This is a genomic window from Fluoribacter dumoffii NY 23 (assembly GCF_000236165.1).
GTDB classification, from domain to species: domain Bacteria; phylum Pseudomonadota; class Gammaproteobacteria; order Legionellales; family Legionellaceae; genus Legionella; species Legionella dumoffii.
Map to the genome: position 1 here is coordinate 1,399,305 of NZ_CM001373.1, position 24,964 is coordinate 1,424,268.

The window sequence follows — 24,964 nt, forward strand, 5'->3', positions numbered from 1 at the left end:
CTCATCGTATCGCTAAAACCTGCAAGGCATCACGTATTAATTGCTCACAACTTTTAGAACCATCATTAATTTTATTGACAGCTTTTAATGCCTCCTGAGGTTTATATCCTAAAGCCTCTAAAGCACTTATCGCTTCATCCTGCCCGCTCATCACCGGAAGAATCTTGTTTAATGAATTAGAAACAGATATTGAAAATTGCTTGATACTGTCCCGCATTTCAACAACTAAACGCTCTGCAGTTTTCTTACCAATCCCGGGCAGTTTCATTAAAAATGAGGCGTTTTCCTGTTGGATGCATTGAATGAACTCGTTTGGAGTGGTACTCGAAAGTATCGACATCGCAACTTTGGGGCCAATACCATTTACCTTGATTAAAGCTCGAAACAGCTCTCTTTCCTGTCGTTCCAGAAAACCATATAAAAGCAGTGCATCCTCACGAACTACAGTGTGAATATATAACCCCACTGAACCGTTAGTATTATCCAGTTGAAAAAAGGTATTTAGTGAGGTTTCAACATCATATCCAACACCATGGACATTAAGAACCAACTTCCCTGGTTGATGTTTATCAATAATATGTCCGTCCAACCAACCAATCATCTCTTCCTTCTCCTTAATCCACGCCTGCCTATCACAGAGGATAAATTATGGCGCATATGGCTGTGGCAAATTGCTATGGCCAGGGCATCGGCGGCATCTTGTTGCGGTGCTTTGTTTAAGGCAAGAAGATGTACAACCATATGGCTGACCTGGTTTTTTTCCGCAGCACCATAACCAACAACCATTTGCTTGATTTCACGTGCTGAATACTCACTTACTTTAACACGATGTGAGGCAGCAGCCACCATGGCAACACCGCGAGCATGTCCCAATTTTAATGCAGAATTAGGATTTTCATGCATAAATACTTGCTCAATCGCTACTTCGGCGGGTGAATAGTGATCCATTAATTGACAAATCCCATCATATATTTGCAATAATTTTTGGCTTAACTCGCTATCTTGAGCAGTACGTATGCAACCACTATCAATGTATTCAATTTTACGGTCCGATTCTCTTATCAGACCGTAGCCAGTAATTCGTGATCCAGGATCTATCCCTAAAATAATGGTCATTAATTTATTGATTCTAATTGTTTTTCTGAAAACTCGGCATTGTTATACACTTCTTGAACATCATCCAAATCTTCAAGCATATCGATTAATTTTAAAAGGGTTTCTGCTGAACTATCATCAATTGGAACCAAGGTTTGCGCTCGCATGGTTAAATGAGATTGGTCGATATCCAGACCCGCATCTGTGAGTGCATTCATTACACTATGATAAGCTTCAACAGGAGTAATTACCTCAATTTGCCCCTCATCAACAGAAACATCGCTAGCTCCAGCATCTATGGCAACCTCCATAACCTGTTCTTCAGATTGCCCTGGCGCCATAAGAATCTCTCCTTGGTTGGTAAAAAGATAGGCCACGGAGCCATCTGTCCCTAGATTGCCACCGCATTTGGTAAACGCATGACGCACCTCCGATACAGTTCTGTTTTTATTATCCGATAAGCAATCGACGAGAATGGCAATTCCTCCCGGACCATAACCTTCGTAACGCATAGCAATCATTGCTTCACCATCCAAACCACCAACCCCACGCTTGATGGCATTATCAATGGTATCACGCTTCATATTCGCACCAAGTGCTTTTTTAACTGCATCCCTTAATCGTGGATTAGATGATTCATCTCCTCCTCCCATACGAGCAGCTACAGTTATCTCACGAATTAACTTGGTGAATATTTTTCCACGCTTTGCATCTTGCACTCCTTTGCGGAATTTTATATTTGCCCACTTGCTATGACCTGCCATAATACTACCTCTAAGCCTTATTTAAATTTTTAATAAATTATACATTCTCTTGTGTTAAAAAGAATAACTTAACTTGCATTTGGACTCGACATTTTTAACTTTTTTAGACTATAGTAGCCACCAGCACCAAATTTTTACTTTGTGTTCTTACCCAAAGGGACTTAAGTCTGGATTAACCCATAATCATGCATTTGCATAGGGCTCCGGATTTTGCTATTTCCGCCTGCACATTGCCAGGCACTTAACGATAAAGGAGATAACAGTGTATTTGCAAGGATTTGGTAATCATCATCAGAGTGAGGCAGTTCCAGGTGCTTTGCCTGGTAGCCAAAATTCACCCCAACACTGTAATTTAGGACTTTATGCTGAACAATTAAGTGGAACAGCCTTTACGCGTCCCAGACATAATAATTTACACAGCTGGCTTTATCGAATATTGCCTTCCGTAGTTCAAGGCACCTATCAAGCGTATGAAATGGAACTGTTTAAGCCCTATCATGCAGAACAACCACCCAATCCCTTGCGTTGGTCCCCTATAGACCTGTTTAAAGAAGAAGATTTTGATTTTGTAGAAGGAATGTTTCATATTGCAGGCAGTCAAAACGTGAATGCCTATCTTTATCACTGCACCCGCTCCATGCATGATAAATATTTTGCTAATAATGATGGGGAAATGCTTTTTGTGCCATATCTTGGCGAAGTTAATTTGCACACCGAATTCGGGAAGTTAAATATATGCCCAGGTATGATAGCCGTAATTCCTCGGGGCGTTAAATTTAAAATGGAATTGATCAGTACCGAAACCAAGGGTTACCTTTGTGAAAACCAAGGAAATCCCCTTACTCTTCCCCAGTTAGGACCTATGGGTGCCAATGGCTTAGCCAATCCCCGTCATTTTCAATATCCGGTTGCGGCATTTGAACAAGGTATTTCTGAGGCGACCCTTATTTGTAAATACCAAAATAAATTATGGACGGCTAAATGCAATCATTCCCCTCTGAATGTAGTAGCCTGGCATGGTAATTACGCCCCCTACAGTTATGACTTAAGTTTATTTAATACAATAAATACCGTAAGCTTTGATCATCCAGATCCAAGTATTTTTACCGTATTAACCTCAGAAAGCGATACACCAGGGATTGCCAATTTAGACTTTGTCATTTTTCCACCCCGCTGGATGGTTGCCGAACATACGTTTAGACCCCCTTATTTCCACCGTAATTATATGAATGAACTGATGGGGCTTATCCGGGGTGAATATGATGCAAAAAAAGAAGGATTTTTACCTGGTGGAGTAAGTATCCATAATTGCATGACGCCACATGGACCTGATCATACAAGTTATGAACAAGCTGTAACAGAAAAACTTGAACCAAAACTTTACTTAAATACTTTGGCCTTTATGTTTGAGACCCGTGATGCCTGGCTGATTACCGAACAGGCAATGCGCATCCCTCAATTGCAAAAGGATTACTCCGATTGCTGGCAGGGTTTTGAGTCTAAATTTCAGTATCCATAAACATTGTCATTGAGACTAGTCCGGTTTATTGCATTATCCGGACTACACCCGCCAAGCACTCACTCCGGAAATGCTTTAATCAAAAACTTTAAATCCTTTATTTAAGTCGCAATCAATTTGAAAGCTGCTAAATTCGTGGTAATTCGTAGCATCCATTATGGTATTTTTTATGGATACTCGTCCATCCGCATTAATAGTATATTTAACGTATTCAAATACAGGTTTACCTCGAGCAAGAGGGTTATCCAAAGTAAAATGTTTATTTTAAATGTTAATAACAAAATAGCCTGAATAAAACGGAATAAGACTTTAAAGTCTCAAGCTACCCCGTTTCACCCAGGCTACACTAAGAACTTTTAAACACTGGAATTTAAAACAAATCTTCCTGCGTTAACCCCATTTTTTCTAGCAAACCACGCAAGGTTTTTAAGGCTTCAACTTGGATTTGACGAACCCGTTCTCGAGTTAAATCAATTTCCTTACCCACATCCTCCAGTGTTGCTTTTTCAAATCCTCTTAATCCAAATCTTCGTGCAATAACCTGTTGTTGATTTTCGGTTAATTTATCCAATAAAGATTCAATATGAACACGTAAATTTTCGTTTGTTAAGAGCTCTGCCGGATTGACGCTGTTTTCATCGGCTATGGTATCCAACAGTGATTTGTTTTCATCAAAGCCAATTGGAGTATCAACCGAAGTGACCTTATCGTTTAACCCCAGCAATTTCTGGACATCTTCCAAGGGCTTATCAACCATTTCTGCAATTTCTTCGGGTGATGGCTCATGATCCAGTTTTTGGGTAAGTTGCCTAGCTGCCCTTAGGTATACATTCAGCTCTTTAACTACATGGATAGGTAAACGAATTGTCCGTGTCTGGTTCATAATAGCACGTTCGATTGTTTGTCGAATCCACCATGTAGCATAAGTAGAAAACCTAAAACCCCGTTTGGGATCAAATTTTTCTACTGATTTCATTAAACCTAAATTTCCTTCTTCAATTAAATCAAGAAGTGGTAATCCACGGTTAAGGTAACGACGTGAAATTTTAACGACCAGACGTAAATTGGATTCGATCATCTTTTTACGTGCAGCAACATCCCCCTTCAATGCCAGGGTAGCATAATGCACTTCCTCTTCAGCACTAAGCAAAGGAGAAAATCCAATCTCACTCAAATACAGTTGGGTCGCATCCATCATTTTTATGGCGTTTTTGCCGCGAAATGAAGGAAATGCGATATCATCTGTAAAATCAGGCAGCTCTTCATCCTCTTCATCTTTTGTGAGAATTGAATCAATATCTTCTTCCATCAAGAGCGATTCATCATCTGGTTCAGACCAATCTTCATCCTTAAGTTCCGGTTCTTTAATTGATTCATCGTCTTCGTGCATTCTTTTCCACCTATAGTGTTAGTCATGTTGCGAAATTTGTTCCATAACTACATTATACTTCAAAACACAGATTATTGTTGCTACAACTATAAGTTATCTGTCAACCTTTTTGTAGATAATTCAAGGGATTGACCGGTATACCCGACTTTCTGATTTCAAAATGAACACCTGTATATTTGCGGTCGACAATCCCTACTTCTGCAATGACTTGCCCTGCTTTTACATGTTGTCCCTCGGAAACCATAATCCTCGAATTATTTCCATAAGCAGTTAAATATCCATAATTATGCTTGATAATAATTAAGTTACCATAATCTGCCAAACCACTTCCAGCATATGCAACTGTTCCTGCTGCTGCCGCAATGACCTTCTCTCCCCTTCTTGAAGCAATATTTATGCCTTTTTTACCTTGTCCCGGGACAAAGGATGTGACCACACGCCCGCTAACAGGCCACAGCCATCCTGAGGCAGATCGAGCATACCTGTTAGCAGGAGAATAAATTACTGAAGGCTTTGCACGGGGAGCAACAGAATAACGTCTTATCGGAACAGGCCGGTGTCTTATTTGTCTGTGCCTTGGTACAATCCCTTGCACATTTATTACCTGACCCACTCTTAAGGAATAAGGGGGATAGATATGATTCAGACGCGCCAGTGTTCTGTAATCGGTGTCATAACGGAATGCAATGGAAAAAAGGGTATCCCCACGTTTTACAACATAAACTTTTTGATGCCGCCAGGGGTTCCATTTTAATTCAGTAACAGGGGCTAAATTGTTACCACAACCCACCAGATTGATGACGAGGAAAAGACATAATAATCTTTTGCAAAATGTACTTATCATTTATTACCTCAAACAAATTGTTTTTATTCCATTTGTATTCCATTGAGCCAACTGGCTAATTGATCAAACATTTTGTAATTCGTCATATCCAAATGGAGTGGAGTAATTGAAACATACCCTTCACTAATTGCATAAAAATCTGTCCCGGGACCTGCATCTGCTTGTGGCCCAGGCAAACCGATCCAGTAGATTGGCCGTCCTCTTGGATCTCGATCTTTGACGATAGGTTCGGCACTATGTCGGGTTCCCAGGCGAGTTACTTGCAAACCTTTTAATTGATTTATAGGTACATCAGGAACATTTATATTGAGAATGGTTTGGGAAGGAAGACGGTGTTTACTTAATTTCATCACCAAATGTCTGGCAATAATTGCAGCTGTTTCATAATGTTGAATGTTATCTCCAACCATGGAAATTGCAAGGGCAGGCAAACCAAGATACCGTCCCTCCACAGCGGCAGCCACAGTGCCAGAATAAAGCGTATCATCGCCTAAGTTAGCCCCATCATTAATTCCTGAAACAACCATGTCGAATTCGGTATTTAAAAGACCGGTTATTGCCAGGTGAACACAATCCGTGGGGGTCCCTTCCACACTGTAATAACCATTTTCCAATGTTTTGACTTTAATCGGTCGGGACAATGTCAGGGAGTTACTTGCCCCGCTTCTATTTCTATCTGGGGCAACAACCTCTACATTGACACAACTTGCCAATTCTGCGGCTAGAATATTAATTCCAGGTGCAAAAACTCCGTCATCATTACTTATCAATACGTTCATATTTAACTCGTTGGTGATTCAAACCATCTAACCACTGCTAAATGATCAGCCAAGTCACGTTTATTCTGAGTTAAATCAGCTTGTAAATTTTCATTAGTGGTCTCAGTTTTTAACCGTACTTGTTGCTTCGCAATCGTTTCTTGCAAGGATATGATTTTTTTCCCAAAACCCTGGGGACTAAGTTGTAATTGATATGCCAGTTGATTCATGCGATTGGCAAGAGCCTCGAGCTGTTCGCAAGTCATGCCCTGCGGCTGTCTTTTCGGGCAGCTTTTTATCGCTTGTTGTAATTCATTCGGGTGCGATTTGTAATAATGTTCATTTTTTGCTGAACACGAGGTTAGCCCTGAAATTACTAATAGCACTGCCAAATATTTATTCATACTCAACCTATTATAAACTACAAAAAAGCGATATTATCACTAGACAACTGCTAACGCCATCTTATGAGATAACCATGCTTGATTTTAAATTGCTACGTGATCCACAAACAGGAGAACAATATATTGAAACCTCTCTATGCGGTAAACCACTCCTCACTACACCGCAATTAAATAAAGGTACAGCGTTCACCAATGAAGAAAGAAAAGAATTCGGGCTTTTAGGTAAACTCCCTCATCGAGTCGAAACCCTGGATGAACAAGTCAAACGAGCCTACTTACAATATTCCAGTTATACCACACGTTTGCAACAAAATATTTATTTAAATAATTTGCATGACAAGAATCAAATTCTTTTTTATAAATTAATCAACCGGCATTTAGGGGAAATGTTGCCTACTATTTATACTCCTATAGTAGGTACCGCAGTAAAACGCTTTAGTCATGAATACAGGCAACCCCGTGGATTGTATATTTCTCATTCCGATAAGAATCAAATTGAAGAAATATTAAACAATCGCTCAAATCCAGAAATTGATGTGATCGTCGTAACTGATGGGGAAGGTGTTCTGGGTATTGGCGACCAGGGAATTGGAGGGATGGATATCCCTGTTGCCAAATTAATGGTTTATTGTTTATGCGGAGGTATTGAGCCTACTCGCACTCTGCCGATTTTTCTTGATGCAGGCACAAACAACCAGGAACTTCTTAATGATCCTATGTATCTGGGCTGCCGTCATCCGCGCATTAACTCAGCAGCCTACGATGAATTTATCTCGACATTTGTTCATGAAATTCATAAACAGTTCCCAAATGCATTTTTACACTGGGAAGACTTTGGACGAGGCAATGCACGACGAATTCTGGATAAATTCCAGGATCAGTTATGCACATTTAATGATGACATCCAAGGTACCGGAGCAGTTACGCTAGCAGCCTTATTAGCAGCATGTGATGTAACCGGATCTAAATTACAGGACCAGCGAATTGTTGTTTTTGGCGCCGGATCAGCTGGAACAGGCATTAGCGATCAAATTATTGACGCGATGGTACGCGAAGGGCTTACTCCTGCAGAGGCCTATCAACGTTTTTGGCTCATTGACCGCCAGGGATTGTTACTTAGTACCGACCCGGATCTTACTGAGGCACAAAGGTGTTATGCACGCGATCCCCAAGAAATTGAACAATGGGCAATTAATGAAAAACAACATCCATCACTGACAGACACCGTAAGACACGTGAAACCCACCATACTTATTGGTTGCTCTGCTCAGCCAGGGGCATTTTCTCAAGACATTATTGAAACCATGTCCGTAAATTGCGAACGACCTATCATTTTCCCATTATCAAATCCTGATGAACGATGCGAAGCAAAACCTGCAGATATATTAACATGGAGTCAAGGACGGGCATTAATTGCTACAGGGACAGCATTTCCCGCCGTTGAATACCATAATCGCATGGTGCAAATTGCCCAGTGTAATAATGCATTGGTTTTTCCTGGAATAGGTTTGGGGGTTCTTGCTGTTAATGCAACAAAATTAACCAAAGAAATGATTCTTGCTGCAGCGCATGCCTTATGTAAGTTTGCCCCGAGTAAAAAGGAAAGTTATTTACCCTTATTACCTTCTTTGGATGATGCTCAAACTGTTGCCAAGGAGATCGCTGTAGCCGTAGCCCGTTGTGCTATCGATTCAGGACTTGCGCAAAAAAATCAGGATGCTGATTTAGAAAAAGTGGTGGCAGATATGTTTTGGGAACCAAGGTATTTGCCATTTAAGCTAAAAAAAGCCTGAGTTATTTTGTTTTTAGCCAGGAAATAGTTCCAGGGACGGAGAGCAATCAGCCCCATAGTTTAAGAGGTCTGTTCCATTCTGGTTCGCTATGTAGGGCTTCTTAGGTTATCCCTCCAATTGCCGTGAACTGTGTTGTCCCCAAGTTTTATTATCCTTTCTGAAAGTACCAGTCAGCATACCTTTTTGCCAGTGGAGATTAACCAAACATATAACCAGGATGAGCAAGAAGTTTTGGACTTTCAGGAAGAGATGCGACGCGTAAGGTGGAATTGAGTTGGATGATCCCAAATTCACCGGTATTTTTTCGTCCTATAGTTAGCTCTATTTTAAGTAATTGAATTATATTTTCATATTCGTATTGATAGTTTATTTTTAAAGGAACGCTGACTTTCCATATATTGTTGCGTGATTCAACAAGTTGAATTTTTCCATCTATTTGGCTTGTAGCCCTGAGCTTTTGAGTTTTAAAAGTTTTAATATTCCCGGATTTTTCCATGGAATTTAAAAATGCATACCATGCCTGCTCCATATAGCAAGATTGTAATTTCTTCAGTTGAACATCAATGGAGTCCGAGTCAAAACTAAAAGAGTGAGTTACAGCATATTTAGCCCAGGTTAAAAGAACATCTTGATTGAATTCACTAATATCGGCAGGTATTTTAAAGTCACAATCAAGCTGTGCCTTTTGTACCGAATCAATGTTCTTATTCGATGAATTAGCTGCTGATGGAATTGGGTTGTCGGGATCAATGAGAGTCGCGTTGATTCGCATAATTCCAAATTTACCTGCAGGCTTGCGTTTCATAGTTAAATTAACATGAAGGTATTGAGTTGCCTGAGATTGTTTGTTGCGATAAACCACTTTTAAGGGCAGCTCAATGTCCCATAGATTGTTTCTGCTTCCGATGAGTTTTGTTTGACCATTGACCTTGCTGCTCATGACCAGATTTTGTGATTTAATGGCTTCAATATTTCCCGATTTATCCAAAGCACCTCTAAAATTCTCCCAGCCTTTTTCAGTATAACAAGACTTTAATTTATCTAACTGAGCTTCTAGAGAGGCCGAATTGAAATCGAATGATTGGATTGCAGCATTTTGTGCCCAGGTTACCACGAGTTGTTCATCAATCGTTGCCGTCCCTTCAGGTATTTGGTAATCGCAATTAATTGTCTCCGGGCCTCCGGAAGATGGGTTAATAACAGTTTTTGTTACTGTTTTTGAATCGGATGTATTGAGAGCTTGCACTAATTTGATTGTATTATCCTCTGTGTGATTCGAACCTGCTTGTTGAAGGTTCGAGGATACATGCTCATTGGAGACCCCGGAGGCGAGATGGTTGGACGTTGAAATAGCCCTGCTTGGAACAATGTTCGTTTTTAAAATTACAAGATCACCATTCGTGTTTCTGCCCATAGTCAAATGCACATCCACCTGGGAAATTTGATTCGGATCATTTTGTCCAACTACTTGCAACGGGAAAACAATATCCCACTGATTTTTTTTAGGCTCAAAAATTTGTGACTTTTTATGAGTCAGCTGAGTGATTAAAGTTTGAACTTTAGTTAATTTTAGTTTATCTAAATTTTTTAATGGAGATTTAAATCCAACGGCACTTCTTTCTTTAAAATAGGCAATTAATTCAGGGAGTTTAGTACTAAAAATATTGGTTCCAGTGTTACTCAGCTGATTTTTAGTAAGCTGCAATTTATTAAGTATTTTTATTCCAATAATTCCTAAGGTTTTTTGAAAATCAGCAGTTGATTTTATCAGTGCTGATTCTTTTTTCTCCTGGCACACTTGGTAATTGTTATGTCCTTTGGCAAGATGCTGAATCTGTTTTAGGTTATCATGCTCTAATCCAGGTAACATTTCGCGGTGACCTGTGATTTTATCCTTCGCCGCCAAAACAGCTTGTGGGGAAAATGTTAGAGAAAGCGAAGCCAGGAATGAGCCCAACCATTTTTGCAAGTGCTCCGCATTATTTATCTGCTCTATTGCGCTTAAAGAAATACTACGTACGGCCTCTCTTACTGTAATTGCTTGCATAGATAAGGGGCTGGAACGAGGAGTTGCGACCATCTGTACTATTCCAAGCTGAAAAGCATTTTTCCAGCTGATAATTAAATAAACATTTAAAAAATGGGTTACCTCTTCTTCTGCGTTTTTATAAATAACTTTAATGGGCACGTTTATTTTCCATTGATTTTCCTTAACCTCGATAAATTGAACTTTTCCATCCAATGAGCTGTTTACCCTAAGCCTCTGAGTTTTAATTGCCTTGATATTCTCTGAGTCATTTAATGCATTAATAAAACCAAGCCATCCTTTTTTTGTATAGCATGATTTTAAATCCTTCAATTGAGTTTCTATCGAGAGAGAGTCAAAATTAAATGAATGAAGTGCAGCATATTCTGCCCATCTTCCAATCAAGGCTTTATCAACCTGAGTTTCACCAGGGATCCGGACATCGCAGTCGATTCCCTTATATTGTGCGTTTTTGGGGTTAGGATGCGTTGCTGCTGTTTTTTGCATAGCCCCATAGGAGATGGGCGCTACCGGGGCTTTCTCCTGACCGGCCTTCGGGGTTTGTACAGCATGTACTCGAAAACAGATTAAAATAAAAAATGCTCCACAAATTATTATTGTTTTCATGAGATAATATCCTTATTAATAACTCATATCTCTTTGCAGAACGAAAGTATGAATCTAATCCTTTTTCAGTTCATCAGCTCCAGAAATTCACAGGATAAATTAATCCGGATAATTGCACTGGAACTCACATTAATCCCTATCAGTTTTTAACAAAATTCACTTTAATTTTTTTAACTGTAGCCGTTTCAGGCTCCCATGGTCGGGCATATTTAAGCACAATTACTGTACTTTCAGGGTAACTTTTTCCTTTTTGTAATGCGAATGTGAAATGCATTTGCCCACCCGCCCCAATAAGTTTGGTCTTCGGGTTTTCATAAGTACTGTTGCTGAGAATCAACAGGTTTTTGTCAAAGTTAACGACCTGCCATTGAAATCCCGTAGTTGGATTTGAAGGTAAAGTCACCACAAAATTGGGATTATTCACATTAACTTGCATGACTGAATTGTTATTCGCAAAGCTCGTCATTGAAAATATAAAAACCCAAAGACCCAATAATGTTTTCATCCAAAACTCCTTTGATTTTCTATCACCTCAGTTTAGCTTATTTAATAAATTCTGTATAACAGTCCAAACCAATAAAGTGAGAAAAAAGATTCTCCCGGTCGAGTAACACATTGACTGTATTAGGGAAATTGGATAGGCTCCGATAAGTGAAAGGGTCATGAGGACTGTATGTTAGAACTAATAGGCTACAACGAAATACGTGAAATATTTGATCTTGATAATGAAGCAGAAGACGAAAATTATCTTGCGGGCATCATCCAGCGTTCCAGGACGAAATATAGTGAACGGCCAGGTTTTTTTACTCCCTACCGAAATGTAAAGGAATTTGCCGGTGAACTATTGGCCCCACTATGGTATCCGCTAGAATCTGCCTTGGGCACCGGTTTAATAGCATTCACTGCACTCATTTCTGCATGTTATGCCGTGGGTTATCTCTTATGCGGCCTGCTGTCTATTGCAATGATGAGCACGGAACATCTTGATAATGCTTTGGAAGGTTTCGCAAACAGTATTTCATTACTTGGTTTAACCTTACTGGGAACTGCTGCAGGTGCATTGTTAACAGTTATCAGTATCCCCCACAGTATTGTCTCAATTTTTACTCGCTCAACAGCTACCCTTATTTCTGCAAGCAAAAATGATTGTTGTGAACAAGATTACTACGCAGCACCTTAATTTGTGAATTTTTCTCCTATCAAGGATAGGAGTATATATTTTCCAATATAAATCTTGATCTTAAGGTCTAGAAAAGCGATTATTTTATCCTTGTAAAATCACAGATAGGGGCGCGTGTGGAATACGAAACCATGGAATTTGATGTTATCATCGTCGGCGCAGGACCGGCGGGGTTATCTGCCGCGATAAAATTAAAGCAACTTGCCTTAGCCGCTCAGCAAGAACTATCCGTGTGCATTTTGGAAAAAGGAGCTCAAGTAGGAGCCCACATTCTTTCCGGGGCAGTTTTAGAACCGCGAAGCCTCAAAGAGCTTCTTCCTGAAACATGGCAAGAAGCTCCTTTAGATACTCCTGTAAATGAGGATTTATTTTATTTTCTAACTAAAAAAGGCTCCTACAAACTCCCCACTCCTAAACCCATGCATAATGAAGGTAATTATATTATTAGCCTGGGGGAGCTTTGCATCTTTCTCGCTCAGCAAGCTGAAGCTCTCGGATGTGAAATTTATCCTGGCTTTGCTGCAGTACAAGCACTCTATAATGACCGCAATCAAGTGATTGGCGTTGCAACCGGCAGCGTTGGCATCGATAAAAATAAAGAAAAAACCAATAATTACCAACCTGGAATGCACTTACTTGCAAAACAGACCCTACTTGCTGAGGGTTGCCGCGGACAACTGAGCCAAAGTCTTATGACCCGTTATCATCTTAGGGATAAATCCAGTCCACAAACCTATGGTTTGGGTATCAAAGAAATTTGGCAGGTCAAACCAGAACACCACAAACCAGGAAGGGTCATTCATACCATAGGCTGGCCGATGGATCATGCAACCTATGGTGGTTCATTTATGTATCATTTATCAAATCATCGTGTTGCCCTGGGTTTTGTCGTAGGCCTTGATTATAAAAATCCCTGGTTAAGCCCATTTGCGGAGTTTCAGCGTTTCAAAACACATCCGTTAGTGCAACCTGTTTTAACTGGCGGTGAACGAATCAGTTATGGGGCCCGAGCACTTAATGAAGGAGGATGGCAATCCTTACCTAAACTTACTTTCCCAGGAGGTGCATTAATTGGTGATGCCGCAGGCTTCCTTAATGTCCCAAAAATCAAGGGAATACATACAGCAATGCAATCCGGAATGCTAGCCGCACAGGCCTGCTTCGAAGCATTGCAGCAGGAGCACACTTCCCAAATTGAATTAGTTGATTACTCAGTAAAAGTAAAAAATTCCTGGTTGGAAAAAGAGCTTTATTCTGTACGAAACATTAGACCAGGATTTAAATACGGTTTGATTCCCGGGTTAATCAACGCAGCATTTGAAACCTATATTACTCATGGAAACTCTCCATGGACTCTGGCAAATCATGCGGATCATGAGACTTTGGTGCCTGCAAGCAAAGCCAAAAAAATAGATTACCCTAAACCTGATGGAGTTCTCACTTTTGACAGGCTCTCGTCAGTCTTTTTATCAAATACATACCATGAGGAAAATCAACCCTGTCATCTCGTATTGAAAAAACCTCAATTGGCAATAGACATTAATTTAAAAATTTATGCATCTCCCGAGAGCCGCTACTGCCCTGCGGGTGTTTATGAGATTGTCGAAGAAGAACAAGGCCCCAGACTGCAAATCAATGCCCAAAACTGCATTCATTGCAAGACTTGTGATATTAAAGATCCCCGACAAAATATTGTCTGGCATGCTCCTGAAGGAGGCGGCGGGCCTAATTATTCCGGGATGTAGATGCAACTGTGAAACAGGTTGGATATAGCATTCAGCCTGCATCAAGACAAAAATTAGACACCCAGGAAAAAAACTTCACCCTCCCAGTGTATTTTTTAATCATTTTAGATCATAATTCACCTTCCTTAAATTACGTATGAACAGCATGTGCTGTTATTCAACTCTATTTTTTGAAAAAGGGTATTTATGTCGAAATTAACAGAAATATATAAAGAATTAGTTGCCAATTTTAAAGGTTATTTATCTGATAATGACCAAGTAGACTTATTAGCTGCAAACATTGAGTTATTTGAAAAAATACCTGAAACATATTTAAAACATCTTTTTAAAAAAGTTTCTGCTTTTGATTTAATCGAGAATAATGAGAGTATATTAATAATTGCAGACAGTTATATTTATTATGCATTGGAAAATAAAAAACAATCCGAACTGAGTAGCCTGCTTGAGTTGTTAAATACAGCGACTAGTTGTTATCAGAGAGTTATTAATTCAATACAATCAATTTCCCCTTCCGTGATCAATGAGGAGCATGGAAATCAATTGCTTGTAGCCAACTTTGAACTGCATAAAATTAAATTTATTAAAGCGGAACTGCAACTCTTTTTTATTGAAAAAGACACAAAGAAAGAAGGTCAAGACACTCATCAAATGCGAAACAAATTAATAAGTGTTTTAAGTGAATACAACAATTTTAAGAGAATACTTGAAAAAAGTTACAAAGATCCCGTCCTACGGAGACAACTCTCAATTGATAGTGATACCTTTCGGAATATTCAAGATGGGATTAAATTGGCACGCTCTCTACTGGATAGCATGCCCAAACCACGAAAATTAAAAAGACCTCAACTTGAAACAAGTTCTGTTGAGAAAACTAATGTTCAGGATTCTAACGCACCAAAATTAAAGAAGAAGAAGCAAAACATACCTTCTGCAGCAAGTACATCAAGTTCTAAATCATCCAAATCAGAAGAGGAAGATTCATCCCATGAACTCAATGATTTAGTTCTTTTAAGCTCTGCTGCCGTTGCTCTCGCGCCTATGGTGGAACAGAGTGATGTGGGAGTTTTGCCTATAGAGTTGCCAGTTCCTGTACCGCAAAATTCTGAGCCACAACCATCCCTACCCATGCAAGCTCGAGCTGTAGAAGACAGTCAGCAATTTTTACACGAATTAAAAAAATGGTCTGATGCATATTTTCATACAAAAGATCACTATTCTGAAATGAAAAGAGCACAAAAAACTTTAGAAAAAATTGCCCATTCCTTATTATTTGGCGCTAACAAACTTGAAACAGAAAGTTCTGTTTTTAAAGGTCAGAAATTTAATCCAGTAATTCAAGTAGCTTTACAATTATTTGTATTGGCCTGTGAAAAAGGGGCTCTAACAGGTGGGGAGGCAACCTTTAACCTAGATTATTTCTCAAAAACTTACTCCCCTCTTTTAAAACCTTTTGTTCGTTCTTTTTTACATACCTCTCCTGAAAAATATATTCGTCATTTACAGTTGCAGTTTATTTCCATAAGCCATTCTAATATCCACTTTCGAGAGTTAAAACTTTCCGAAATTGTTGATCAATTATTTGAACATTTCGAAACTGTATTGACTGCTGAAGATTATGAAAAAGTAAGAAAATGTTGCCATAATTGCCTAACGAGGGCTTATGACAAATTGAAGGAAGATACCCAGCAAAATTCTCATTCTTTTCAGCTCGCATAAAGATATCACTTTTGGGTAAAGCGTTTCTGCTTTACCCTGCTTGTTTCAGGCTGCGTGTTCCTGCAAGTTAACTCTCCTTTAAGGCAGATATGGGGTTAGGATTAAGGATCCTCATAGGTTCAATGGCTATTCAAAAATAGTTGCTTATTATATTCTAAATTCTTGGGTAACTTAGTACACATAAAAGCAGTAAACCATTCTAAGGACGTCACTATGTTTGACTCGTTCCATTCACAAGGTGTAGAAGCTTTTAAACAGGGTAATTTTATCCAGGCAAAAAAGATGTTTCTACAGGCGATTAGCCTAAATGACCAACTCCCAGATACTTTTTTCCTTTTAGGAAAAGCCTGTTTTTTTTCTGAGGAGAAAAAAGAAGCCATTCCCTATTTAGTGCGGTTTATTGAATTAACGGCTATAGAAAAAAACCAGAAAGACTGGGCTTGTGCCTTTGATCTTCTTGGACAATGTTTTGCAGCTGACAATCAAGATGAGATTGCTATAACCTATTATTTTGCAGCAATTGAGAATGACTTTAATTGTGTCTCTGCACGGTATCATCTGGCATTAAGTTATATGAAGCTGGCTCAAGAGCACCTCACAAGAAATTTAAACAACTGTTTTACCCTGCTAGGAGATGCGCATATCGCCCTTGATTCAGCTTTGGAACTATGCAGCGATAACCCGTTGTTTTTAAATACAGCTGCCGGCTGGCATAAGCAATTTATTGATTTACTGAAACATTCAGAAGAGAAGAACACCCAAGAAAACATCAGTATTCACTTTATGTGTGCCCTCTACTATTATCATGAAGCATTAGGTTATTGCCATAAAGTTGACACTTCACTTCAAGTGATTAGAGGAAATTTAATACACTGTTACTGCCAATTTGGAGATCATCTTTATCAAAAAGGCGAACTTATCCAGGCCTATGAATTATATTCAGCTGCTCTTGAATTGGAACCTCATCACATTCATGCGCTCAAGCAAACAGGCATGTGCTTATTCAAACAAGGAATGTATCGGGAAGCAAGGATAAAATTTGCAACAATCCGTGAACAAGCCACAGACAGGCACGATAAAGCACATGCCTGGTTAAATACAGCTTCTTGTTACCGCATGGAGCGAAACTTGGATGAGGCAGAACAATCTCTTAACCAAGCGAAAAAAATAACCCCACTAGATCCTGAAATAGATAAAGAAAATGAAAAGCTGAAGCTGGCACGGGCTCAATCTTTGCTTATCGCAACCAGCACCTTTTTTGTCAAGGAGCACACACATCACACCCATAACCGGTCATTACCATCACTGGATACTTTTAAACAATCATTAACCCAAGCCAATTCAAACCGGGATACTACTGCACGCCGAACGCTATAATATTTTTTGGGTGAGCCATACAGTGGCACCCCCACAATCCGGATCGTGCATTTTATGCACTGAAATTTTCATGTTATTCTTATGCAAAATGGTTTCATATTCTTGGGTATCCAGTGAAGCATGGTATAAATTATAACCCCCATTGTCACTCCAAACTTCCCCGGCTTCAGTGCCTGAGGTAAAAACTAACAAACCTCCAGGTTTCACTAAAGAAGTAAATAATTCCAACGTGTTTCTTTGATCAGCCTGGGGTAAATGAAAAAAACTATGCCAGGCAATGACAATGTCGAATTGCTTGTCAAATTTTAGTTTGCGCATATCGGCTAAAATCCATTGAGCATCAGGAAATTTTTTTTGGCAGCAATCTATCATTTTTTTACTGGCATCAACCCCTGTTAATTCATACCCTTCTTCAATAAAAAATTTTGCAATAGGCTCACCAGTACCACAACCAATGTCTAATACTTTGCCCCCAACAGGAAAATATTTTCGGATTTCATCCAGGTAAAATTTTTCCATATTCAATTCTTTATTTCGATGGGTCTCAAACCAGTCAATTAATTCATCATATGTTTCATAAACTTTGTTCTTATCTGATTCTTTCATCGCATAAACCTTTAAAACCGAAATAAGGGTTTCAATGCCATATATCGCAACTCATTTAACCATTGCTCCCTTGGCGTCCCTCCTGGAGCTGTTGATTCAAACCAGTTATTTTTGCACCATAAGTATATATCCAGGCTTTTCATTTGGCTAAAATCATTTATTGACTGAACGAGACAATTATCTATGGGCAAAACACTTCGATACCCCTCAATCATCCATGTAAATTTCTCTGACCATGCATTAAAAGGAATGCTGCACAAGTCTAAATAGGGTTTGGCAATATCGGCTATAAACCAATGATAGACCGGTTCATCGAAATCAATAAAATGGATTTGTCGGCCATCAAACAGTACATTACCTGGACGGTGATCGCCATGAGTGAGGCCAAAATTGGATTCATTCACAGTAAGACATTTGAATCGCTGATCAAGAGTGTGGAATAAATCTCGAATTTCCTGTTCCTCATCATCAAGGTAACTTGCTGTTTCATGCCACAGATCACTCCAGCTTCTAAAATGATGGCGGTTGGCTTGATAAGTTCCAGCAGCACGATGCAATCGAGCTAATGCTTGTCCCCATAAAAAATAGGTATTTTTATCCTGATAAGAAAAATGCATGATTGTTCCTGGCACTTCTGCACATACCTGGGTTAAAAAATCAAAATTATCTTGGCGGACGGTTTCAATATAAGATCCATTTTTCGAGCTAAGTACCTGACAAACGGGCGCATCATTCAGATGCAGATGTTGTTGAAAATCAATTGCTGCGAGAAGTTCTTGTGGTTTTCGAATTTTTTCATGGGTCATGCGCAAATAAAATCCTTTACCCTCAGATTCAAAACGATAAACGCAATTGATTTGGTTATTAATCAAATGCAAATGTTTTGGATTTTCAACCCACTGCAGCGCTGCTTGAAATGCCGTTTCATCACTTATCTTTTTGAGTGTGTCAGCCCATACCATAAATTTTATCCCTATATTTTAATGATGACTATATGTGTCATAATCTCCTTCATCATTCTCTTTCTCGGGAGAAATTAACTCCTGTAATTCGGACTTAAATTTTATTATGGAACTGGATAATCTTTTATTTTGAATAATTTCAAGGCTATCACTTCCCGCTTTAACCTGTTGGCTCAGATTAGATGAGATTTTGGAAATAACAAAAACAACAGAGTTTGCAAATTGTTCCACGAATTTTGCTAAAGTGCACCAGGCTGGAGACGCGCTTCCCATTGCGGTATGAGAAAGTTCCATTAAGTTGCTATTCACCTCATTCGCTTTATCAATTTGATTATTATTTAATAAATTAACTACTGCATGGCATTGAGCAACTAAATGAGTCATTTTATCCAGCTTTACAGGATTGAGCTCATTTAATTCATTAAAATTTGCAATGACATCAAGTTGGCCTAATATTTTTTCCCCAGACTCTTGAAGATTGGGGTTACTTGTTATTGCAGCCTTAAAAGAATTATAAAGTTCTTTATATTTATCAACAGCTGCTTGTTTAAATAATTTATCTGCTTCCCGTATTTCTGCTCCTTGAGCAATTCGTGCTTTTAATTCACGATAACAATCCAAACGCGCTTCAACCCCTGAAGCATACTCACACTGAGATAAGGACTTTAGGAACTCCAACATTAACTTTTGGTTTGCCTCATCTGCATACCATGCAGTTTTATCGAATAAAACATCTGAAAGTTCTTTTTTTAAATCCCCACTTAATGAATTCAAACGTTTAAAACACTCTAATTTCTGTCTGTGCAAATCAAGAGTTTTATCCAGGTACCCATTAGGGCCTAAATACTGTTTATAGATATTTATGAGATTCGTTTGATTCTCAGGGGTCTCTTTCATTTTTCGAATTTCGCCAGACAAAGCGGGAGCTACACCTTGCAAATGAGAGGCCATTTGATTTTTGACCCGCTCAAAAGGAGAAATTGAAGCGTACTGTAGCATTGGGCTGATAACCACATCGTGATCCCGCGCCGATCCAAATTCTGTTTTAAGTTGAATCACATTCCCTATCCCAGGGGAGGGTTGACCAAAAACAGTTACAATATCTAGCGAACCACATGCCGTATAACCTGGCCGCTTGGGATCGGCTCTTTCTCCATCTTTGGTGTGATTATAAGTCTCATCTCCTCTGTATTGGGTTCCTCCTAAAGAAACATGATGAAGGGCCTGTATTTCAGGATAACTATCAGGATCATCCCACATATTGGTCTCTACACCATTATCATCGAGCCGGTTACGAGTATTGGCATCATAACCCAGAAGTGATAAATGCGGACAAGCAGCAACAAGATCCTCCCAGGTGTCTACATCCCTTATAGTTTTCCGATATAAAACATGCCAATCTTCATTGCGCTTCCTTACATCATTTGCATCCAGATGACCTGTAACTGCCTGCACAGTAATGCTTTCGCCAACAGGTTTTTCCTTTAACATCTCCTCGTTTGAGTTTTCCTCTTTTTTACTTCGAGTCACAGTAAAGTGAGTAACCAGACCACCTTTATTATATCCTGATCCGCCATTTATCCTGTTGCTGTTTCGTCTAGCTTCCCTATAACTTACGAGATCTACAGTTACATTGTCTTTATAGATAACAAAGGTTGCCATCCCTGTTGTTTGGCGCAATTGCGTGTCCCATTTGGTATGAGTTGGCATTTGCTTCAAACATTTTACTTGATAACCATCCGGGAGTGAGTTTCTTAACTGTTCCTGGGTCTTTTCAAAATGCGTTTCCTGACAGTTAAGGACAAAAAAATCTGCCTTATCATCCTGTAATAATAAATGAATATCATTACTGGCATTGTTGCCCAGGGTATCATTTCCACAATTCGCAGTGATTGTTCGGTATGTAAACGACATTAATACACTCTACTATTGAGTTTTGGGTTGATAATATTAATATAGCTCAGCCAAAAGCCAGATAGCCAATAATTAAAACACTTAAATGAATTATATAACAAGTAAAGTCACACTGAAAAGATAAATCAAGGCGCTTTACTTTCTTTTCATCTTCCTTAAAAATACTATCATTACTATATCGTTGGGGAGATAGAGGTAGCATTATTGAAGTAATGTTTGCCTTGCAAAATAAGTACAGCATTGAACAGGTGCTCCACATCACCCTTTTCGGCCCAAAAGCTTTGAAATGCGAGCGGGTACTTCTTCAACAGTTCCTTTTTAGAAACGGATTCGGCATGGGTAATTACTTTTAACGTTGCAGTCAATAAATCAATCTTATCTTTTATTACCTTATTTTTGGAATCATGGTGTTCTAATCGCTTTAACTTCTCTTGAATAGCTCCTGATAAAAAAGCTGTTGCCTGCTCCAAATCCATGGTGCGGATTAAGGCACTGTAGTCATAACAGGTGAACATTCTATGGTGGTTCGGCTCGATTTCTTTAGAATCTTGGGGTCTATGGAATTCTTTCTGATTGGCAATTGCATCCTGATGGACATTGGGCTTACGCAAATGAAGCCATCCTTTAATTAATTGCTTTAATTCGTTGGGAGTAATCCGCCACAAGATATCACAGGCAGTAAATAAAACTGCGGTAATTGAAAAAGCAGCCCCTACTGCAGGGATAACAGGAAAAAGCAAAACAAATGTAACCGCCCCCAAAGCAGACAATAAAAAAGTTACACCAAATAAATTATTAAAAGCAGCCTGCAGATAATGCATTCGCTGCACGCTGTCTTTAGGAGATTCAAACGCTCTTAATAAATTAAGTCCGGACATCACTAATTGGTGGCTTAATGCTACGATTAAACTACTGAAGAAAAACCAGGGACCTGCAGCGAAATTAAAATTAAAAAATGCAGAAAGTGCTCCACCATAGAGCGATATACTTGCTAGAACAGCACACATGACCGAAGTAATAAAAAGAACCCATCGATCAAAATTTCGATTGTTGGCTTGTGCCAGTTGATACCCATTAATTAAAGCATTTATAGTCAATAAGAAGCCTATAAAAGGCAGCGTGATGTAAAATAAGGGCGAAGCTCGAAATGCTGTTGCTAATCTTACATCAGCCATTGTTAGAAATAGAGCGATTTCCTGCGTTTCTCGAAGGTATGTAATCGCCTTCTGCAGTTGATTAACAAACATAAGTCTCCTGAATATTATTATTTTTTTACTTGGGAGCCCTAAAACCCTAAATAAACCAGCTACGGTTAAAAGTTATATCCTTAAGATACACTTCGCATTATTTGACCTCTTTCCAGGAATAGCCGGGAGGCTGGGTACAGTATTCACCAGTCTTGGAAGATACTGTCTCCTGCAGAAAGAAGGTTACCTCCTGTAACTAAAATACCAGCCCGATTGTCTGTGATCGGGCAAGCAAAATTACCTATCATTGATGAGTATTTATTGTCGCAAATGAGGAAACAGAATCACATCACGTATTGATTGAGAATTGGTAAACAACATAACCAAGCGATCAATTCCTATTCCCTCTCCGGCCGTAGGAGGCAAACCATATTCCAGAGCCTCGATATAATCACTATCAAAATGCATAGCTTCCAGATCACCTGCATCTTTTTCCTCAACTTGCTTACGAAAACGCTCCGCTTGATCTTCTGCATCATTTAACTCAGAGAATCCATTCGCGATTTCCCGACCGGCGATAAAAAATTCAAAACGATCAGTCACCTCAGGGTCGCTATCGCTGCGTCGTGCCAGAGGAGATATTTCAGTAGGATAACCCGTAATAAAAGTAGGTTGAAATAATTGATGTTCTACGGTTTCCTCAAACAATATAATTTGCAATTTGCCCAAGCCATCCGTTTCTTTAAAAGGAAATCCTTTTTCCTGCAGGATTGCACGACAACTCACAACATTTTCAAGCTGCTGTGCAGTTATTTCAGGGTGATAATGTAATATGGCCTCTTTTACAGTCATACGTGTAAATGGCTTATTAAAGTCAATAATTTGACCTTGATATTCAATCTGTCGTTTTTCCATTACCGTATCGCAAAGATAATGTAATAATTCCTCAGTAAAATTCATCAGATCCTGATAATCTGCATACGCTTGATAAAACTCAACCATGGTAAACTCTGGGTTATGACGCGTTGAAATCCCTTCATTACGAAAATTACGGTTGATTTCGTAAACGCGTTCAAATCCACCTACGACAAGGCGTTTTAAATAGAGCTCAGGCGCAATACGCAAATACATGGTCATATCCAACGTATGATGATGCGTCACAAAAGGTCGAGCCATAGCTCCCCCAGGAATTGGATGCATCATGGGTGTTTCCACCTCCAGAAAATAGTTTTTATCCATGAATTGCCTGAACGCTTGAATTAAACGAGAACGCGTTAAGAAAGTAAGGCGGCTTTCATCATTAGCTATTAAATCCACATAACGTTTACGATATTTCACCTCTTGATCTGCCAAACCATGGAATTTATCAGGCAATGGGCGTAAGGACTTAGTCAATAACTCAAGGCTGTCCGCATGGACTGTAAGTTCGCCTGTGTTTGTTTTAAACAATTCGCCTTGAACACCCACTATATCGCCCAAGTCCCAATGTTTGAATTCTTCATACTGTTCGGGGAGATCGTTAGCTCGAATGTATACTTGAATCCGTCCAGAAAAGTCTTGGATATGGAAAAAGCTCGCTTTACCCATAATCCGTCTTAATACAATACGGCCAGCCACGATTACTTTAACGTGTTTTTCCGCTAAAGTTTCCTTGTCCAGGGAATCATAATGATTAATAATTTCCTGGGCTAAATTTTCGCGACGAAAATGGTTTGGAAAATTAAAACCTTTTGTTCGTAATTCAGCTAATTTTTGCTTGCGAATATAATAAACTTCACTTTCATCAATATGTTCTATTTGTTCATCACACATGCTGCCCTACTCCTGCCTTTAAACTGGCTTCAATAAATTGATCCAATGCACCATCTAGTACTGCTTGGGTGTTGCTGGTTTCAACACCGGTGCGAAGATCTTTAATACGAGATTGATCCAATACGTAAGAACGAATTTGAGATCCCCAACCTATATCTGATTTACTGGCTTCCAATGCCTGCTGCTCTGCATTTTTCTTTTGCATTTCCAATTCATATAATTTAGCCCGCAGCTGTTTCATTGCCTGATCTTTATTGCGATGTTGGCTTCGATCATTTTGACATTGTACTACAATCCCGCTGGGTGCATGAGTTATACGTACTGCCGAATCAGTTCGGTTAACGTGCTGCCCCCCGGCGCCGGATGCCCGATAGGTATCGATACGTAAATCAGCGGGATTTATTTCGATTTCAATATCATCATCGATCTCAGGGGAAACAAAAACTGCAGCAAAAGAAGTATGTCGCCTGTTGCCCGAATCAAAAGGGGATTTTCGTACCAAACGGTGCACTCCGCTTTCTGTTCGCAGCCATCCAAAAGCATACTCGCCTTTAAAATAAATTGTAGCACTTTTAATACCTGCAACTTCACCTGGGGAACATTCGATTAATTCAGTAGCAAGCCCATGTTGTTCTCCCCAACGTAGATACATGCGTAATAACATTTCTGCCCAATCCTGGGCCTCAGTACCTCCTGAACCGGACTGAATATCCAAATAAGCATTTGAATTATCCATTTTTCCGGAAAACATACGACGAAATTCCAAATCAGCAACGTTTTGCTCTATAGAGTGTAATTCTTCACCAATTTCATTTATCGTTTGTTCGTCATTTTCTTCGCGTGCGATCTCAAATAACTCATGCAAATCATTAATGGATTGATTTAATTGGGTTAAATTAGAAACTACTGTTTCCAATTGGGTCCTTTCCCGTCCTAATGCCTGTGCAATCTCGGGTTTATCCCAAACAGTGGATGATTCAAGTTCCCGGACAACCTCTTCCAGACGCTCGCTTTTAGCGTCAAAGTCAAAGATACCCCCTAAGCGCTTCTACACGCTTCTCAAGATCCACCAGATTAAGATTAATTTGGTTTACTTCTAACATAAGTGTCTCTTTTTATAATAAATCAGGTTAATACTTCTACTCGTACCGCAACTCGTAATCCCGATTTCCATAGCGTAATCTGCATTACAAATGCATTCCAGGCTACAATTTTGATGTAAGCATGGCCCAGTAAAAAAATAAG

The 24,964-nt window shown here is 39.3% G+C and carries 21 protein-coding genes and 1 pseudogene; 6 read left to right on the forward strand and 16 right to left on the reverse strand.

Annotated features, from left to right (window positions below; translation table 11 throughout):
- Position 1: 1 nt before the first annotated feature.
- Genes ruvA through KYQ_RS06350 form a run of 3 tightly spaced genes read right to left on the reverse strand, consistent with a single transcriptional unit; the run spans position 2 to position 1,859 of the window.
- On the reverse strand, positions 2-601 hold the full coding sequence (gene ruvA, locus KYQ_RS06340; RefSeq protein WP_010653402.1) for a Holliday junction branch migration protein RuvA: 600 nt from the start codon (positions 599-601) through the stop codon (positions 2-4).
- Entirely contained in the window at positions 598-1,116 is a 519-nt protein-coding gene (gene ruvC, locus KYQ_RS06345; protein ID WP_010653401.1) for a crossover junction endodeoxyribonuclease RuvC, read from the reverse strand. The genes ruvA and ruvC overlap by 4 nt, the downstream gene beginning before the upstream one ends.
- On the reverse strand, positions 1,116-1,859 hold the full coding sequence (locus tag KYQ_RS06350) for a YebC/PmpR family DNA-binding transcriptional regulator (RefSeq protein WP_010653400.1): 744 nt from the start codon (positions 1,857-1,859) through the stop codon (positions 1,116-1,118). The genes ruvC and KYQ_RS06350 overlap by 1 nt, the downstream gene beginning before the upstream one ends.
- A gap of 262 nt (positions 1,860-2,121) precedes the next feature.
- On the opposite strand from KYQ_RS06350, the gene hmgA reads away from it, so the two are divergent.
- Positions 2,122-3,378 (forward strand): homogentisate 1,2-dioxygenase, encoded by a 1,257-nt coding sequence (gene hmgA, locus KYQ_RS06355; RefSeq protein ID WP_010653399.1) that lies wholly within the window; start codon positions 2,122-2,124, stop codon positions 3,376-3,378.
- A gap of 75 nt (positions 3,379-3,453) precedes the next feature.
- Here the strand turns inward: hmgA and KYQ_RS18855 are convergent.
- From KYQ_RS18855 to KYQ_RS06375, 5 genes and pseudogenes are all read right to left on the reverse strand, one after another.
- Positions 3,454-3,630: pseudogene (locus tag KYQ_RS18855) on the reverse strand (VirK family protein); the annotation flags it as partial.
- A gap of 118 nt (positions 3,631-3,748) precedes the next feature.
- Complete coding sequence (gene rpoS, locus KYQ_RS06360) at positions 3,749-4,768, reverse strand: RNA polymerase sigma factor RpoS (RefSeq protein ID WP_010653398.1); 1,020 nt, start codon at positions 4,766-4,768, stop codon at positions 3,749-3,751.
- A 100-nt stretch (positions 4,769-4,868) separates the two neighbouring features.
- On the reverse strand, positions 4,869-5,612 hold the full coding sequence (locus tag KYQ_RS06365) for a peptidoglycan DD-metalloendopeptidase family protein (protein ID WP_010653397.1): 744 nt from the start codon (positions 5,610-5,612) through the stop codon (positions 4,869-4,871).
- A 23-nt stretch (positions 5,613-5,635) separates the two neighbouring features.
- Positions 5,636-6,391 carry a 5'/3'-nucleotidase SurE gene (gene surE / locus KYQ_RS06370; protein WP_019349768.1) on the reverse strand — a complete coding sequence of 252 codons (756 nt, stop codon included), beginning with the start codon at positions 6,389-6,391 and terminating at the stop codon, positions 5,636-5,638.
- 2 nt (positions 6,392-6,393) lie between these two features.
- Positions 6,394-6,774, reverse strand: coding sequence for a hypothetical protein (locus KYQ_RS06375; protein ID WP_010653395.1), 381 nt, complete (start codon positions 6,772-6,774; stop codon positions 6,394-6,396).
- A gap of 74 nt (positions 6,775-6,848) precedes the next feature.
- Between KYQ_RS06375 and KYQ_RS06380 the strand changes: the two genes are divergently transcribed.
- Complete coding sequence (locus KYQ_RS06380; RefSeq protein WP_010653394.1) at positions 6,849-8,567, forward strand: NAD-dependent malic enzyme; 1,719 nt, start codon at positions 6,849-6,851, stop codon at positions 8,565-8,567.
- A gap of 196 nt (positions 8,568-8,763) precedes the next feature.
- Here KYQ_RS06380 and KYQ_RS06385 read toward each other — a convergent pair whose 3' ends face one another.
- On the reverse strand, positions 8,764-11,220 hold the full coding sequence (locus tag KYQ_RS06385) for a DotI/IcmL family type IV secretion protein (protein WP_010653393.1): 2,457 nt from the start codon (positions 11,218-11,220) through the stop codon (positions 8,764-8,766).
- Between the two features lie 139 nt (positions 11,221-11,359).
- Positions 11,360-11,725 carry a protease inhibitor I42 family protein gene (locus KYQ_RS06390; RefSeq protein WP_010653392.1) on the reverse strand — a complete coding sequence of 122 codons (366 nt, stop codon included), beginning with the start codon at positions 11,723-11,725 and terminating at the stop codon, positions 11,360-11,362.
- A 168-nt stretch (positions 11,726-11,893) separates the two neighbouring features.
- Here KYQ_RS06390 and KYQ_RS06395 point away from each other — a divergent pair, with 168 nt between their 5' ends.
- The 4 genes from KYQ_RS06395 to KYQ_RS06410 all read left to right on the forward strand — a co-directional run bounded on the left by KYQ_RS06395 (position 11,894) and on the right by KYQ_RS06410 (position 17,238).
- Positions 11,894-12,400: a hypothetical protein gene (locus KYQ_RS06395; protein ID WP_010653391.1), complete on the forward strand. Its 507-nt coding sequence runs from the start codon at positions 11,894-11,896 to the stop codon at positions 12,398-12,400.
- Between the two features lie 116 nt (positions 12,401-12,516).
- Positions 12,517-14,145 carry a 4Fe-4S dicluster domain-containing protein gene (locus tag KYQ_RS06400; protein WP_010653390.1) on the forward strand — a complete coding sequence of 543 codons (1,629 nt, stop codon included), beginning with the start codon at positions 12,517-12,519 and terminating at the stop codon, positions 14,143-14,145.
- A gap of 186 nt (positions 14,146-14,331) precedes the next feature.
- Positions 14,332-15,861 (forward strand): hypothetical protein, encoded by a 1,530-nt coding sequence (locus tag KYQ_RS06405; protein ID WP_010653389.1) that lies wholly within the window; start codon positions 14,332-14,334, stop codon positions 15,859-15,861.
- Between the two features lie 213 nt (positions 15,862-16,074).
- On the forward strand, positions 16,075-17,238 hold the full coding sequence (locus KYQ_RS06410; RefSeq protein ID WP_010653388.1) for a tetratricopeptide repeat protein: 1,164 nt from the start codon (positions 16,075-16,077) through the stop codon (positions 17,236-17,238).
- Here KYQ_RS06410 and KYQ_RS06415 read toward each other — a convergent pair.
- From KYQ_RS06415 to prfB, 6 genes are all read right to left on the reverse strand, one after another.
- The gene (locus KYQ_RS06415; protein ID WP_010653387.1) at positions 17,233-17,844 is read right to left on the reverse strand and encodes a class I SAM-dependent methyltransferase; all 612 of its coding nucleotides are present in this window, start codon (positions 17,842-17,844) and stop codon (positions 17,233-17,235) included. The two genes, KYQ_RS06410 and KYQ_RS06415, sit on opposite strands and share 6 nt — an antisense overlap.
- Positions 17,845-17,855: 11 nt before the next feature.
- Positions 17,856-18,806, reverse strand: coding sequence for a phosphotransferase enzyme family protein (locus KYQ_RS06420; RefSeq protein WP_010653386.1), 951 nt, complete (start codon positions 18,804-18,806; stop codon positions 17,856-17,858).
- 18 nt (positions 18,807-18,824) lie between these two features.
- A complete protein-coding gene (locus tag KYQ_RS06425) occupies positions 18,825-20,720 on the reverse strand; it encodes a hypothetical protein (RefSeq protein ID WP_010653385.1) in 1,896 nt (631 codons plus the stop codon).
- Between the two features lie 173 nt (positions 20,721-20,893).
- A complete protein-coding gene (locus KYQ_RS06430) occupies positions 20,894-21,967 on the reverse strand; it encodes a hypothetical protein (RefSeq protein WP_010653384.1) in 1,074 nt (357 codons plus the stop codon).
- A 258-nt stretch (positions 21,968-22,225) separates the two neighbouring features.
- Positions 22,226-23,719 (reverse strand): lysine--tRNA ligase, encoded by a 1,494-nt coding sequence (gene lysS / locus KYQ_RS06435; protein ID WP_019349769.1) that lies wholly within the window; start codon positions 23,717-23,719, stop codon positions 22,226-22,228.
- Positions 23,712-24,822, reverse strand: a protein-coding gene (gene prfB / locus KYQ_RS06440) for a peptide chain release factor 2 (protein ID WP_115264575.1) whose coding sequence is annotated in 2 segments (ribosomal slippage) — positions 23,712-24,746 and positions 24,748-24,822 — 1,110 coding nt in all. Because the reading frame shifts where the segments join, the coding sequence is not laid out codon by codon here. The genes lysS and prfB overlap by 8 nt, the downstream gene beginning before the upstream one ends.
- Positions 24,823-24,964 lie beyond the last annotated feature (142 nt).